Origin of the sequence: Chryseobacterium soldanellicola (assembly GCF_900100115.1) — a bacterium.
GTDB classification, from domain to species: domain Bacteria; phylum Bacteroidota; class Bacteroidia; order Flavobacteriales; family Weeksellaceae; genus Chryseobacterium; species Chryseobacterium soldanellicola.
Map to the genome: position 1 here is coordinate 731,141 of NZ_FNKL01000004.1, position 14,953 is coordinate 746,093.

At 33.1% G+C, this 14,953-nt stretch carries 17 protein-coding genes and 1 pseudogene; 5 read left to right on the top strand and 13 right to left on the bottom strand.

Translation table 11 applies throughout. The features are described from left to right. Positions 1 to 244 precede the first annotated feature (244 nt). From BLT04_RS17470 to BLT04_RS17500, 7 genes are all read right to left on the bottom strand, one after another. Complete coding sequence (locus BLT04_RS17470; protein WP_089757074.1) at positions 245 to 490, bottom strand: hypothetical protein; 246 nt, start codon at positions 488 to 490, stop codon at positions 245 to 247. Between the two features lie 173 nt (positions 491 to 663). Next, positions 664 to 1,254 carry a Crp/Fnr family transcriptional regulator gene (locus BLT04_RS17475; RefSeq protein WP_089757075.1) on the bottom strand — a complete coding sequence of 197 codons (591 nt, stop codon included), beginning with the start codon at positions 1,252 to 1,254 and terminating at the stop codon, positions 664 to 666. Beyond that, positions 1,251 to 1,631, bottom strand: coding sequence for a bacillithiol system redox-active protein YtxJ (ytxJ, locus tag BLT04_RS17480; protein WP_089757076.1), 381 nt, complete (start codon positions 1,629 to 1,631; stop codon positions 1,251 to 1,253). Before ytxJ ends, BLT04_RS17475 begins: the two co-directional genes overlap by 4 nt. Beyond that, positions 1,628 to 2,089 carry a DUF1569 domain-containing protein gene (locus tag BLT04_RS17485; protein ID WP_228421993.1) on the bottom strand — a complete coding sequence of 154 codons (462 nt, stop codon included), beginning with the start codon at positions 2,087 to 2,089 and terminating at the stop codon, positions 1,628 to 1,630. The genes ytxJ and BLT04_RS17485 overlap by 4 nt, the downstream gene beginning before the upstream one ends. Then, the gene (locus tag BLT04_RS17490; RefSeq protein ID WP_089757077.1) at positions 2,083 to 2,619 is read right to left on the bottom strand and encodes a YfiT family bacillithiol transferase; all 537 of its coding nucleotides are present in this window, start codon (positions 2,617 to 2,619) and stop codon (positions 2,083 to 2,085) included. The genes BLT04_RS17485 and BLT04_RS17490 overlap by 7 nt, the downstream gene beginning before the upstream one ends. Then, positions 2,616 to 3,197 carry a hypothetical protein gene (locus tag BLT04_RS17495; protein ID WP_139166278.1) on the bottom strand — a complete coding sequence of 194 codons (582 nt, stop codon included), beginning with the start codon at positions 3,195 to 3,197 and terminating at the stop codon, positions 2,616 to 2,618. Before BLT04_RS17495 ends, BLT04_RS17490 begins: the two co-directional genes overlap by 4 nt. Positions 3,198 to 3,498: 301 nt before the next feature. Next, positions 3,499 to 4,641, bottom strand: a complete 1,143-nt coding sequence (locus BLT04_RS17500; RefSeq protein WP_089757079.1) for a DEAD/DEAH box helicase — start codon at positions 4,639 to 4,641, stop codon at positions 3,499 to 3,501. 155 nt (positions 4,642 to 4,796) lie between these two features. On the opposite strand from BLT04_RS17500, the gene pncA reads away from it, so the two are divergent. After that, entirely contained in the window at positions 4,797 to 5,402 is a 606-nt protein-coding gene (pncA, locus tag BLT04_RS17505) for a bifunctional nicotinamidase/pyrazinamidase (protein ID WP_089757080.1), read from the top strand. Between the two features lie 126 nt (positions 5,403 to 5,528). Here pncA and BLT04_RS17510 read toward each other — a convergent pair whose 3' ends face one another. Beyond that, entirely contained in the window at positions 5,529 to 6,680 is a 1,152-nt protein-coding gene (locus tag BLT04_RS17510) for a pseudouridine synthase (RefSeq protein WP_228421994.1), read from the bottom strand. A gap of 101 nt (positions 6,681 to 6,781) precedes the next feature. Here BLT04_RS17510 and aroB point away from each other — a divergent pair, with 101 nt between their 5' ends. The 4 genes from aroB (at position 6,782) to BLT04_RS17530 (ending at position 10,734) form a co-directional block, all read left to right on the top strand. Next, the gene (gene aroB / locus BLT04_RS17515; protein ID WP_089757081.1) at positions 6,782 to 7,837 is read left to right on the top strand and encodes a 3-dehydroquinate synthase; all 1,056 of its coding nucleotides are present in this window, start codon (positions 6,782 to 6,784) and stop codon (positions 7,835 to 7,837) included. A gap of 268 nt (positions 7,838 to 8,105) precedes the next feature. Then, on the top strand, positions 8,106 to 8,768 hold the full coding sequence (locus tag BLT04_RS17520; protein ID WP_089757082.1) for a porin family protein: 663 nt from the start codon (positions 8,106 to 8,108) through the stop codon (positions 8,766 to 8,768). A 296-nt stretch (positions 8,769 to 9,064) separates the two neighbouring features. After that, entirely contained in the window at positions 9,065 to 9,682 is a 618-nt protein-coding gene (locus BLT04_RS17525) for a porin family protein (RefSeq protein ID WP_089757083.1), read from the top strand. Positions 9,683 to 10,020: 338 nt separating this feature from the next. Then, the gene (locus BLT04_RS17530) at positions 10,021 to 10,734 is read left to right on the top strand and encodes a porin family protein (protein WP_089757084.1); all 714 of its coding nucleotides are present in this window, start codon (positions 10,021 to 10,023) and stop codon (positions 10,732 to 10,734) included. An 80-nt stretch (positions 10,735 to 10,814) separates the two neighbouring features. Here the strand turns inward: BLT04_RS17530 and purF are convergent, their stop codons facing one another. The 5 genes and pseudogenes from purF to BLT04_RS17555 all read right to left on the bottom strand — a co-directional run bounded on the left by purF (position 10,815) and on the right by BLT04_RS17555 (position 14,878). Beyond that, on the bottom strand, positions 10,815 to 12,314 hold the full coding sequence (gene purF, locus BLT04_RS17535) for an amidophosphoribosyltransferase (RefSeq protein ID WP_089757085.1): 1,500 nt from the start codon (positions 12,312 to 12,314) through the stop codon (positions 10,815 to 10,817). Between the two features lie 64 nt (positions 12,315 to 12,378). After that, a pseudogene (locus BLT04_RS17540) lies at positions 12,379 to 12,737 on the bottom strand (four helix bundle protein). A 36-nt stretch (positions 12,738 to 12,773) separates the two neighbouring features. Then, on the bottom strand, positions 12,774 to 13,496 hold the full coding sequence (purC, locus tag BLT04_RS17545) for a phosphoribosylaminoimidazolesuccinocarboxamide synthase (protein WP_089757086.1): 723 nt from the start codon (positions 13,494 to 13,496) through the stop codon (positions 12,774 to 12,776). A gap of 78 nt (positions 13,497 to 13,574) precedes the next feature. Next, positions 13,575 to 14,270: a DUF3307 domain-containing protein gene (locus tag BLT04_RS17550; RefSeq protein ID WP_089757087.1), complete on the bottom strand. Its 696-nt coding sequence runs from the start codon at positions 14,268 to 14,270 to the stop codon at positions 13,575 to 13,577. Positions 14,271 to 14,272: 2 nt separating this feature from the next. Beyond that, a complete protein-coding gene (locus BLT04_RS17555; protein ID WP_089757088.1) occupies positions 14,273 to 14,878 on the bottom strand; it encodes a SatD family protein in 606 nt (201 codons plus the stop codon). Positions 14,879 to 14,953 lie beyond the last annotated feature (75 nt).

A 14,953-nucleotide genomic window follows, 5' to 3' on the forward strand; every position in this document is an offset into this window, starting at 1 on the left:
CAAAAATTTGTACAACTTTATAAATTTTTCCAAAACTATATATAGCATTACAAAAAATGAACCGCAAATGTGATTTAAAATGTTAAAAAAATGTTAAATTGAATTGTAATACATTGATTGATAATACGTTTGTGTGGTATGTATTACTTTTAGAACATTATATAAAAGAATTGGTATCCATAACATTGTTAAGGATACCAATCTCATTTTCAATAATTTGAAAACAAATGTTTAAACCGGAAATTTATTTTTTTGTTGTAACAGTATCTTTTTGCGGAGTACTGTTGGCAGCATTAATTTTAGAATTTTCAGTTTGTCTCGCTGTATCTGTCGCCATTGTATCGGCGGTAGAAGACGGCGGAGACACTGTTGTCGTTGTATCAGCAGTTGACAAGCTGTCTGCGCTGTTATACGTTTTGTTTTCCGTTTCTTTTTTGCAACTTAAAACTAAGAAGCCTGCGACAAGGCTTAATGATAAGATCGTTTTCATAATAATTTATTTTGTGATATGTGGGTTTTGTGTGAAATTACTAATAATATAAGGCTTTAGCCAATTATCAAATTATAATTTCAAAAGTAGACATATAAATCACAAATGATTTATGATTTGAATCATAAGCAATATTATTAACGAATTTTTAGATTTAAATATTAAAATTTTTATTATTCTGTAACGAAATTTTTTCTTGCCAATTCTTTTCTTACACGGCTCAAGCTTTCCGGGGTGATGCCTAAATAAGACGCAATCATCCATTGTGGAACTCTGAGAAGCAAATCAGGATACATTTTGATAAATTTCATATACCTTTCTTCTGCTGTTTCTGCCAACAGAGAATTGATTCTGTCCTGAAGGCTTTTGATATGCTTTTGGATTAAAATATCGCTTTTTTCAAGGCTATTGGGAAATTCACCAATTAATTTACTGATAAAATCGGGATGTAGTAAAAGAATTTCAGAATCTTCAACCGCTTCAATATAATAATTTGATTTTTCATTAAAATAAAGACTGCTACGGTCTGATATCAACCAGCTTTCCGGGGCAAATTGAATAATATGCTCTTTCCCGTTTTTATCAATGGAGTACATTTTTAAAAGTCCTTTTTCTACAAAATAAATATTTCTGCAGATCTCACCATATTGTAAAATAAATTGATTTTTCGGAATTTTTTTTACTTCATAGTGTAAACTACACATATTTACCTTTTCAAGAGGAACATTTAAAACTTTTGCTAAATAATTGTTTATATTCTTCATTGTGTTATTTGACTTACGGATATATTCTGATGAGAAGCATTGTCGATGGCTTTCCCATTTTCTATTACAATTAATTGCGGGCTTTCATGACGAACCCCTAAATCTTCTGCAATTTTATTCGAGAGAGATCTATATACCAACAAATCTAAGTAATATAACTCCACTTTTTGATCTATATTTTCTATTTCTCTTTCAAAGTTTCTCAATACTGTTTTGCTGATGAAGCAACTTGTTGAATGCTTGAAAATTGCAATGTTATTAATGTAAGATTTCTCGAGGGCTTTTGCCAGATCTTCTTCAGATTCTATCTTTTTCCAGAACGATTTCTGTTCCGGATTTTCTTCTTTTCCGCCAAATATTTTATCAAAAAAACTCATACATTAAATTGTTTTAAATGATGATTAAGATGTTTGTATTCTAAAAATCCCCAGTCCTTCTCGGTCATATTCCCGAAAAGCGAATGTTTTTGGGGTAAATGATGATTTTCATACGCGAGACGGTATTCATCCAAAGTTTTCAAAAGCTGACTCCGGGAATCGTTAAAATCACATTCAAAATTAACGATTAGTTTTTTAAAAGTAGGCATGTTTTTGGGAATTCCGTTGTTAAAAAACTGCATTTCTATTTTTGTAGCCCAGCCTATTGTCTCAAAAAAAATATTAATCTTCGGAAGATCAATCTTTTGCAAAGGAACCTGTAAAATGAGATTACAATGACAAAGCATTTGGGAAACATTCATTTTTCCCCATTTCTTTTGAGAATCTTCTGTGAGCTGAAAAATTCTGTCAATTATTTCATTAAAACAAACTAAATTATGTAAACTTTTCCTTACCAACCCTTTTCCGTCTTTAAATTATCAATATGTGCAAAATGATGATTACAATGCCACGCATAAGATGCAATATAATATCTAAGATCGTGATCTTTTTCTTTTTCAGGATGATGAAAAGTTCGCTCAAGCTGTTTATTGGTAAGGCTTTTAAGTAAGGCAACCCATCTTTGGTGCGTTCCTTTGAGCATTCTCATGGCAGGTTTTACGGGCATATTGATGCTGTCCTGAAGCTCGGCCCATTTTGCTTCGTTGTAAGGTTTTATGGTAGGATTTTCTTCAGTTAAAGCTAATTTGAAACGAATGAAGCTATTGATATGACTGTCAGCAAGATGATTGACAACCTGTCTTACCGTCCAGCCGCCATCTCTGTAAGGTGTATCGAGCTGTTCATCTGTAAAATGTTCAATTAAATTTTTAAGCTTGCCCGGAAAATCTTTAATGATTTTAATGTTTTCATCTAATTTTGTATCACAAATATTTTCAGGAGCTTCAAATTCTCCTATAGGAAATCTTTTTTTATCTAAATCATTCATTGTATACTATTGGTTAATAAGTTCTGTAAAATTATGGCATCTTTATCTTTCAGGTGATAAAGCAGTTTATTGTTGTAATTGTCTTGTTTTGAGTAGATCATGAAATAGTGATGATATTTTTTAATGGCTAAATCATCAAACAATATTTCTTTTTTATTAAATTGAATTCTATCGTTTAAAATTGTGATGCCGGCAAGCTCAAAAGATTCCTTATTTTTTAATTTTTGAATATAAGAATTTAAAATTTCATTAAAATATTTTTCCCAAAGATGATTAATAATATCAACAAATAATTGATGTTTTTCACTTAATTTTCTTTTATAAAACAGTTTAAAGTAAATTTTTGTTTCCGTATTGTCTTTATTTCTGATAAAAATCTGATATTCTCTTCCAATATAAAATTTGTATCCTTTAATAAAGTGAATTCCATACCGGATGCCTGCAATATTTTCTTTATTGATCGTGATAAAAGAATTTTTCCGATGGTCGTTATGGTCAAATTTTATAAAATTATCATCGATAATCAGTTGTCTTTTTCTGTTATCAAATAGGCCGCGAACAATCGTAAATTCTTTCATAAATGCCGTTTTGTCCGATATTTTATCTGAACAATGTTGAGTATAAGTTTCTGTAAATTTATCAAAAATCCGAGAATTTTGAATAAGTCTATTTAAACTAATTAAAAATTTAACCACAAAAGTCATAAAAGATTAATAAATAAGTTTTTGAAATCTTTGATTTTCTTTTTGTGATCTTAATTATTTTCAAAATTTTAAAATTTCTTAAATGCTCTGATATTAATCTTTTATGACTTTTGTGGTTAAAAAATAAAAAGCTCCAAATCTATTAAAATTGAAGCTTTATATTTAAATTAATATGCTAATATCCGTGTAAATCAATATCTCCCGTTCTTTGTAAGGTCACCTTCTTCCCCATTTTCTTTTGGATCACTCTGAAATGTTGCAGCTCGTCATCCGTAAGAATATTAATGGCAGTTCCTTTTTCGCCGGCACGCCCCGTTCGGCCAATCCTGTGAATGTAGTCTAAAGGCGAACGCGGCAACTCATAATTGATGACACAAGGCAAGGATTCAATGTGAATACCACGGCCAATTAAATCTGTAGCAACCAAAATCTGAGCACCGTTTACTTTAAATTCTTCCAGATTATTTTTACGGGCGCCTTGTGATTTCTGACTGTGAATGGCCACGGCTTTTATTTTATTCTTTTTCAGCTTTTCGACTAAATTATCTGCAGATCTTGTTGACGAAACAAATATCAACGCTTTTTCAACCTTCTTTTCTTTAATTAAATAACGCAGAAACGGACCTTTATTTTCCGGGGAAACGTGATAAGCCAGTTGTTCGATATTATCAATTTCAACTTCTTCTTTTTTAATCTCGATCATCACAGGATTAATTGACAAACGTTCCTTCATTTCAGAAACTTTATCATTTAATGTGGCAGAAAACAGAGTTATTTGTTTCGCTACAGGCATCATAGCGAAAAGCTTATTCATTTCATCACCAAAGCCTAACTGAAACATTTTATCGGCTTCATCAATCACCAAATGTTGGATTCCTGAAATACTTAAGGCATTATGATCAATCAAATCCAATAAACGGCCGGGAGTTGCAATAAGAACTTCTACCCCGAACATCCCTTTCATCTGTGGATTGATAGAAACGCCGCCATAAACAGCCATCGTACGGATCTCACGTTTCAGATTTTCTGTGAAAGCTCTGAAAACTTCATCAATCTGAATGGCCAGTTCGCGGGTAGGAACCAATATTAAAACCTGAACATTCCGGTCTTTTTTGACTTCAGCATGCTGTAATTTTTCTAAAATTGGCATTACAAAACAGGCTGTTTTTCCGGAACCTGTCTGTGCAATTCCCATCAGGTCTTTTCCTTGTAAAATAACGGGAATTGCCTGCTCCTGAATTGGAAACGGTTTTAGATAACCTAATTTTTTGACAGAACGAATAATATTGTGTGATAATCCTAAAGACTCAAATGACATAAAAATACTTAATTTGCTGCAAAGATAAGCTATTGATATTTGGTTTTATCTTGTGAAATGAATTACAGATTGCCGTTTTGTCCGATATTTTTATTTTGGACAAATTTTTGAGTATTAGTTTTTGTAAATTTATCAAAAATTCGATAATTCTTAATATGAAAAAAGCGTTAATAATCGTAGATGTGCAGAATGATTTTTGTGAAGGCGGTGCATTGGCAGTTCCCGGAGCAAATGAAGTGATTCCGTACATCAATCTTCTGATGGAAGAAAATGAATATGATCAAATAGTTTTAACACAGGACTGGCATCCTGCAAATCATAAAAGTTTCGCCAGCAACAATGGCAAAAAGGTAGGAGAAAGCATTATTTTAAATGGTGTTCCGCAGTTTATGTGGCCTGATCACTGTATTCAGGATACTTTCGGAGCAGAATTCCATAAGGATCTGAACAGAGAAAAGGTAACTCACATTATTCAAAAAGGAAAAAATACGGAGATCGACAGCTACAGCGGCTTTCAGGACAATAATCATTTTATGAAAACTGGTCTTGATGATTTCTTAAAATACCATGATATTCAGTTGGTTGAGATCGTAGGTTTAGCCTTAGATTATTGCGTGAAATTCACCTGTACAGATGCCGTTGCCAACGGATATATCACATGTCTGCACTTCAACGGGACCCGCGCCGTGAATGTAAAACCGGATAACGGAAGAGATGCGATTTATGAAATGATACAAAAAGGGGTGACGGTTTTAGGATAATTTCTAATTGAAAATTTATATAAGAGATTTTTCTTTAATTTGTATTAAAAAACAAAAAAGACGTTGAAAATTATTCTACGTCTTTTTTATGTTTAAAATCCCCGAACACGCATCTCGCAACCCGTATTAAAGCATTTTTAAGTTATTCACTTCAAGATCCGTAAGGATTCTCCAGTGGCCTCTTTTGATATTTTTCTTTGTTAATCCGGCAAACATTACTCTGTCTAATGCTTCCACTTCATAACCTAATCTTTGGAAAATTCTTCTGATAACGCGGTTCCAGCCAATGTGGATCTCGATTCCGACCTCATTTTTAGGTTTTCCTTCGATGAATGAAATCTGATCAACTTTTGCCACCCCTTCATCTAAACGAATACCTTCAACAATCAGCTTCATGTCTTCATGCGTTAATTTTTTATCTAATGTTACATGATAAATCTTTTTCGCTTCAAATGACGGATGCGTTAATTTTTTCGTCATATGACCGTCATTTGTTAAAAGAATTACACCTGTTGTGGAACGGTCCAGCCTACCGACAGGAAAAACACGGTAAGGAGATGCATTTGCTACCAAATCCATTACTGTTTTTCTTGCTTTATCGTCTTTCGTAGTAGAAATATAACCTTTTGGCTTGTTTAATAGTACATAAACCGGTTTTTCAGGAGTAATATTCTGTCCGTCAAAAACTACTTTGTCGATTTTCTGAACCTGATAGCCCATTTCGGTAACGACTTTTCCGTTTACTTCTACCAACCCTTGCGTGATCAGCTCATCAGCTTCTCTCCTGCTGCAAATTCCTGAATTGGCAATGTATTTATTTAAACGGATCGTATCTTTATGAATATCTTTTTCTATTTTATTCAGTCTTCTTTTTTGCACGAAAGATTTTGCACCATCTTGATTTCTATCATCTCCACTTCCCTGTCTTCTTCCGTATTTTAAACTGCCTCTTTCATACTTATCTCTGGTATCGAAGCTATTTGGTCTACTTCCGCCTCTTTTCGGAGCAGATTTTACGAATGGCTTTTTTTCTTCACCTGGATTAGTAATAAATGGCTCTTGATCAGTTTTCCCAAATTTCTTATCCATTCGGGCTTGATAACTTGTATCAGTACTTTTTCTAGAATCAGAATTTCTCTCTCCAGCCTTTGGAAATGGTTTTTTAAAAGGTTTTGATCCCGAAGAACCTCCAGGTTTTGACGCGCGAGAATTAACAGGATTATTTCTTGTTGAACTTCTTGGTTTTTTTGGTTTTCCTGAATTATTGTCTCTGCTCATGCTAAATATTTATGCAAAGATAGTTAATTTAGTTACGAGTTAAAAATAAGAACATAACTTTGCAATATACTTTTACGATTAATCTTATAGAAATTCTGGAAATGACAACAATAGTAGACGATAATTTTTCTCAGTTAAACGACTTTTTACACGGAAAAACTTTCAGTAAAATCTTTATTTTGGTTGATGAAAATACCCACGAATATTGTCTTCCGATCCTTTTAGGAAATCTGGAAACCGATCTCAGTTTTGAGATCCTGGAAATTGAAGCGGGTGAAGAAATGAAAAATATTCAGACTGCCAATCAGCTTTGGGAAATTTTAACTGAAATGCAGGCGGACAGAAAAGCATTAATTATCAATCTCGGCGGCGGCGTAATTACGGATATGGGAGGTTTTGTGGCTTCTACTTATAAAAGAGGGATTCAGTTTATTAATATTCCGACAACGCTTTTATCGATGTGTGATGCGTCAATTGGCGGAAAAACAGGCATTGATTTAATGCATTATAAAAATATGGTGGGAACTTTCACCTTACCTGAAAAGATTTTTGTGTATCCTAAATTTTTGGAAACCCTTCCTTTTAAAGAATTGAGAAGCGGTTTTGCTGAAATGCTGAAACATGGCTTAATTGCTGATAAAAGCCATTGGGAAAACCTTACTGCCATTCAGAAGCTGGATATAGAAGGAATAATCCCGCATATCAAGACTTCAATGAATATTAAGCAAAATGTTGTGGAAAAAGATTTTCATGAAAAAAATATCAGAAAAACCCTGAATTTCGGTCATACGATCGGTCATGCAATTGAAAGCCTTTGCCTGGAACAGGGAAATCCGATCCTTCACGGAGAAGCGGTTGCCATGGGAATGATCTCTGAAACGCATCTTGCCGTTCTTGAAGGATTGATTTCTCAGGAAGACGCACAAACTATTATTGAAAATATTCAGAGATATTATCCTTATTTAGATATCAGTGATTTTAATGATGAAGATATTTTCGGGCTATTATTTAATGATAAAAAGAATACGGACAGCAAAATCAACTTTTCACTGCTTTCAGGAATCGGCGAATGTACCTTTGATTATCAATGCAGCCGTAAAAATATTTTAGAATCTTTAAATTTCTACAGAAAACTGAACGATTTTAATCTGAATTAGCATTTTTATCCTCAAAAACTAACTTTTTAATAGCTGCAAAAGAAAAATTTTTAAAAATTTAAACAAACATTTAATTAGTTTTATCCTATTGATTTACAATTAAATAAAAAGAAAACAATTTATAAAAGCAGATGGTTTTGTTTATATTTTTCATTAGAAATTAAACTTTGGCAAACATTTTGAAAGATACTCCACGTCAAACGGTAAAAAGTTTTGACGGAATAGTAAAATTTAAAATTAAGAATAGTAAAATATTAAAATTAAAGTTATGAAAAAGTTAATTTTAGGATTGGCAGTTACTGCAGGTTCATTAGCATTTGCTCAGACAACTACGACAACGACAACAACATCTTCTAGTGCAGTTAGATTCGGTATTAAAGGTGGAATGAACGTTTCTTCGCTATCAAATGATGCGGGTCTTGATGATTCAAAATCTAAAATTGGTTTCAACGGAGGTGTATTTGCGAATATTCCTGTAGGAAGCTCATTTAGCGTACAGCCAGAGGTTTTGTATAACAATCTTGGGTCAAAAGTTACGCTTACAGATGTAACGACTCCTGGAGGTACAAATTACACGGCAGAATATGCGAGACATTTGGATTATATTTCGGTTCCTTTGATGTTCCAATATAACTTGGTGCCTAATTTTTATCTTGAAGCAGGTCCCGAATTCAGTTTTATGATTGATGCGAGAGATAAGTATAAAAGTACTAAAAACGGGAATACAACCGGAGCTGAATCTTATAGCTTAGATAAAGATGATTTCAATACATTTAATTTTGGAATCGGAATTGGAGCAGGTTATTATTTCACGGATAATATTGGCTTAACAGCAAGATATGTTGCAGGAGCTACTGATATTTATAAAAATAATAACGGAGATGCTGTTAGAAATAACAATTTCCAGGTTGGTTTAGCATTTAAATTCTAAGCGGACTATAACATTCAGTTAACAAATTTTATTTAATATAAGAAAGTCGGGTTTTTAATCCGGCTTTTTTTGTTTTAATAATTAAAATAACTGATTTTAAAGTTTTTGATTGATTTTTTTCTTAAAATAACATGTTTTGTATTTTTAAATTAACAATTAAAAGGTGTTTTTATTGATAATATTATTAAAAATAAATCTTTTTATTTAATGATAAGTATCATATTTGGGCTTTTGGCATATAATTTGAAAATCCTTTTGAGTCAAACTTAAAAATTGACTTAAAAAGTAAAACAATTATGAAAAATTTAATTTTAGGAGTAGCATTGGTAGCTGGCTCATTCACATTTGCACAGAAAGCAACTTCAAAATCAATTACCTATGGTGTGAAAGCCGGATTAAATGTAGCTTCGGTTTCTAAAGATAACACATCTGACAGTCAGAGTTCAAAAGTAGGCTTCAATGTCGGAGCATTTGCCAACATTCCTGTTGCAACCTCTTTTAGCGTTCAGCCTGAAGTTTTGTTTTCTCAATACGGCAGCAAGTATGATAAAAAAATATTAGGACATAAATTTTCTTACGCTAATAACTTAAATTATATTGCAGTACCGGTTATGCTACAGTATAATGCACTTCCTAATCTTTATTTGGAAGCAGGCCCGGAATTCGGTTTTTTAGTGGGATCGAAAGTTAAGATTAAAGATGAAACGGCTAATAACGTTCTTGCAGAAGGTAAAGCAGATGTAAAATCTTTCAACTTAGGACTAGGTCTGGGTGCAGGTTATTATTTTACTCAAAACATTGGAGTTACGGTAAGATATGTTGCCGGACTTACAGATATTCAAAAAACAAAGCCTGTAGGATCTGATTCAGTTAAAAATAATGTGTTTCAGGTAGGAGTCGCTTACAAATTTTAATTAGACAGTTTTCAGATAACAAATTTAATTCAATGAAAAGTCAGATATTTTTATCTGGCTTTTTTCATGTAAAAATATACTATTATTAAAATTAATGGAAATAAGCAATATTTAATTATTGATGAATGAATTAAAATAACAACACTCAGGCATTGAAAAATTTTACTATAAATAGCTGAATTTTAAGATTATTATTAAGTGAGATTTTCCCGTCAATGTCTATTTTATACAAGGTTAAACGTATAATATTTACTGTTTGGCAAGCATTTTGCAAAATACACCAAGTCTGATTGAAAAATGAGACAGAAGTTTAATAGTAAAATTAAAAAAACAAAATTATGAACAAGTTATTTCTAGGACTGGCAATAGTCACTGGCTCATTAGTATTTGCTCAGGAAACTGCAGTTTCTGCTAATCCCGTACATTTATCAAAAGAATCGGTAAGATTTGGTATCAAAGGTGGTGTAAATGCAGCTTCTTTTGACGGCCAGCAATTAAGTGTCAAAAATCAGAAAATAGGATTCAATGCAGGTGCTTTTGTTAATATTCCGCTTTCTCAAAAATTTGCAGTTCAGCCCGAGGTTTTATATAACCAGCTGGGAGCAAGAAGCGTGGCTTCGGTTTCTGAGATGACATCAGGAAATACAACAGTAAAAATGGAAAAAGAAAACCAGGCTTATCTTAATTATATCTCTGTACCGCTGATGGTTCAAATGAAGCCTGCCGATAATTTTTATATTGAGGCCGGCCCTGAATTCAGCTATTTCCTAAATGGGAAAACAAAAGGCGAATCAAAAACGACAACAACTGTGGGGAATAATACAACCATTAAAAATGAGTCATTTTCTGAAAGTATAGACAAAAATGATGTAAAGAAATTCAATATCGGATTAGGACTTGGTTTAGGATATTATTTTACACCTAATTTAGGAATCAATGCGAGATATGTAAACAGCTTAACGCATGTTGCCAATAATTCCGGTGTTCCTGAGCAGGATAAAGATAAAACGACCAACAGAGTTTTCCAACTGGGATTAAACTATAAGTTTTAATATAACTACCCAATTTTAACCTTACTAAAAAAGGTCAGACTTTGTAAGCCTGACCTTTTGTTTTTATGTGATATTTAAAATTAATTAAATAATTCCACTTCTTCCCCTTTTTCTACGGGATATTGCTCTGTGAAGCATCCGAAGCAATGGTTTGAAGATCCTAAAATCTCTTTTAAATTATCTGTACTTAAAAATTCTAAAGAATCAACTCCTAAATAATTTCTAAGCTCTTCAGTCGTCATATTTGCAGAGATCAAATCGTCTTTTGAAGGGGTATCGATTCCCAGATAGCAAGGCGCAATAATAGGTGGAGAGACACTTCTGAAGTGAATTTCCTTAACACCTGCATCTTTTAATATCTTTACCAATCTTTTAGACGTCGTTCCACGTACGATAGAATCGTCGATAATTACGACTCTTTTGCCTTTGATCTCAGAGATAATAGGGTTTAATTTAAGGTTCACTACCCTTTCTCTCATTTCCTGAGTCGGCACGATGAAACTTCTTCCGATATATCTGTTTTTAATCAAAACCGGTCGGAAAGGTATTCCTGAAGCCTTAGAAAAACCAATTGCAGCCGGAACTCCCGAATCCGGAACTCCAATCACAACATCGGCATCTACAGGAGCCTGCTCCCAGATTTTTTCTCCTGATTTTTCTCTGATTTCGTAAACGTTGATGTTTTCTAATGTGGAATCGGGTCTTGCAAAATAAATATATTCAAAGGAACAGATTCTTTGTTTTCCTTTTTCCTCATTCATCATATAAGAATGAAGTTTTCCGGGTTCGTTTTCATTGGTATAAATGATTTCTCCCGGTAAAATATCTCTTACGTATTGAGCACCCACAGCATCTAAAGCCACAGATTCAGAAGCTACAACGTAAGATTTTTCATCGATTGCTCCCAAAACCAAAGGCCTGATCCCGTTAAAATCTCTGAAAGCAAAAAATTTATTTCTTGTCATTCCGACAACAGAATAGGCACCTTCGATTTTCTCCATTGTTGCTTTAATAGCGCCACGAAGTCCCAGGTCAAGATTTTTTTGGATTAATCTTAAAATAACCTCAGAATCGGAAGTCGCCCTGAAAACTACGCCTTCAGCTTCCAATTCATTTTTCAGTTCTCTCGCATTGGTCAAATTCCCATTGTGAGCAATAGAAAGTATAATCTGGTCGTATTCGTTTTTCGCGAAAAATGGCTGAAAATTATATTTCTTTTTGTCTCCTGCAGTCGTGTAACGGGTGTGCCCGATTGCAGAATTTCCCATAAAAGCTTCAGGATCCTGGATCTCTTTATAAACATCCAAAACCAACCCTTCATCTTTCATATTGGTGATTTTTCCGTCTTTAAGAACAGAAATACCACAAGCTTCCTGACCTCTGTGCTGTAGCGCAAAAAGCCCGAACTGTGAAAGAGAAAACGTATCCAAATCATTGTCTGAATACATTCCGAAGATACCGCACTCCTCATTCGGAGCATCAAGCCTTTCTTCTTCCTGCGTTCTGAAAAGATTTCTTCCGTAGGTCTGGTTTTCAAATTGTTTTAAATATTCACTTTTATGAATGTCTAAACTTTTCATTTCTATTTTTTCTAAATTAGAAGTTAGATATTAGATGTTAGAAATTAGTCTAAGTTAACTTCAATTATAATTTTAAACTTGTCTTTAATGAATAAATCATTTTCTGTATCTCAGCTAAAAGTGATTTTAAAGGAACTATTTTAGTTTCAGAAATAAAATTTAAATCAATTAATAATTGTAATTGAGTTTGCAATTCATAAGTTGATCCAAACGCAATACCAAGAATTGATAAAATTCATTCTTATTATTTCTTCCTGCTCCTTCTGCAATATTTGAAGGTATTGAAATAGCACATCTTCTAATTTGAGACAATAAACCAAATTTTTCTTCACTTGGTAATTCTGCAGTGGCCAAATAAACTTCTTTTACCAAAGCCATTGATTTTTTCCAAACTATAAGATCTTCTATGCGGTGCGATTTCATCTAACCTCTAATATCTAACTTCTAACTTCTAAAAATTTACTTACCAAGTAAATTTTTCAATCTATTGTAAATCTCAACATACGCTTCAGTAACTTCTCCTAAGTCTCTTCTGAATCTGTCTTTATCTAATTTCTTCATTGTATCCTTGTCCCAAAGTCTGCAAGTGTCAGGAGAAATTTCGTCTGCCAGGATGATTTCACCATCTGAAGTTTTACCTAATTCAATTTTGAAATCAACTAAAATAATGTTCATTTTATCAAAAAGATCAATTAAGATTTCGTTGATATCAGAAGTTAGCTCGTACATTTCATCAAGCTCTTCATAGGTTGCAGCACCCAAGAAAACAGCGTGGTGATCGTTGATCAACGGATCTCCCAACTCGTCTTTTTTATAGCAGATATCGAAGATGGTAACCGGAGATTTAATTCCTTCTTCAACGCCTAATCTTTGCGCCATGCTTCCTGCGGAATAATTTCTTACAACCATTTCCAAAGGAATGATGGATACTTTTCTTACCAATTGCTCTCTTTCGTTCAATTGTTTAATGAAATGAGTCTTAATCCCTTTTTCATTTAAATATTCAAAAATAAGAGTTGTAATGGCGTTGTTCATTTCACCTTTCAAATCAACAGATCCTCTTTTCTGAGCATTAAATGCTGTAGCATCGTCTTTGAAACGTACCACTACCTCATCAGGATTATCAGTTGCAAATACTTGTTTTGCCTTACCTTCGTACAACATTTCTTTCTTTTGACTCATAATTTTTACTTTTTTTTGTTAAGGAATTCGCGAATCTTCGATTTCCATTTTCTAAATGTCTTATTAGATTTATATTATTTACTTAATTAAAATTCCTGTTAAAACAGCCATTCCAAAGCTCAGAAGTGTACCGATCAATACATATTCTGTCAGTTTTCTTTGTTTTGCCTGTGCAAGATCGCTGAATCTGAAAACAGATTTTGCAGCCACCATAAATCCTACGCCTTCCCAGTGATTTACCAAAATAAAGGTGAAAACCAGTAAACGTTCTAAAATCCCAATATATTTTCCGGCACTTGATAAAGACTCGGTTTGTATATTGCTCTGCATCTCCGGAACGGGTGTCCACGAAGACAATAATATTTTGATAAAAATCGAAGCAGGTGTCGTTAAAAACAATGCTGCCATTATGATTTTTAAGGTATTCTGATCTTTTAAAAACTCAAAATTAAATTCATTACAATAAAAAGAAAATCCCGCAATTACTGAAATATGAAGAGCCTGATCAATAAAAAACCAGTTTTTTTTGTTCTTAACCGTTTGAAAAGTCAACTTGCACGCATCAATAATAAAATGTGAAATTCCTACCAAAACCGCCATCCACCAAAGCTGAAGATCCCAAAGGAAAATAAAACTTAAAACCGTGTGAATCAGAACGTGAAGATACAAATACTTGCTCTTTAATTTTTTGCTTTCTTTCTCTGCAACCCAAGAATTTGGCTGGAGAATAAAGTCTCCAAGTAAATGTGCCAATATGAGTTGAGTAAAAATCATGCTTACAGTTCTGAAATTTTCTTTTTAAAATATTGATTGGTTTCCACGATAAGCTCGTAGTTTGCCCGTTTAAGTCGCTGACTTATTGATGATTGTGAAATTGTGAATTTTTTAGCTAAATCTTCCTGCGTAATCTCTTTATTCATGATCATTTCGTGAATAATCTCGGAAGTTGCCATCGTCCAGTTGTCAAAATCTTTGGAAGACCATTTCAAAAGGATGTTCAAATCTCTGTCGACCGAATCGTTTGAGGTTTTGATAGAAACGGTATGGCCGTCACTTTTTAAATCATTCAGTAATCTTCCGGAATATACATAGGCTGTTCCGTTGGATTCTGTGATTTTTTCAGATGAAAAATTTTCCTCACCAATACCAATGGCAATTCTTACATCTAAATTTTCCTGACTTTTTATAAGTGATTTTATGGCTAGAAAACGCCAGAATACGTCATCGATATTACATTTAAACTGAAATTCATCGCCTCTGTAGATTTCCCATGTTAAGGGTGCGCTTCCCCAATTTTCGAGAAGATTTTTAAGCTTGGTGATCCAAACTTCTGTTTCCGCGTGTTGTGAATTTATAATATCTCCGGTAATGACCGCTATCATTTTGCAAATATAAGCATAATTACTTATAAATAAAAGATATAAGCAGAAACACTTATAGATATTGATTATTAGTGA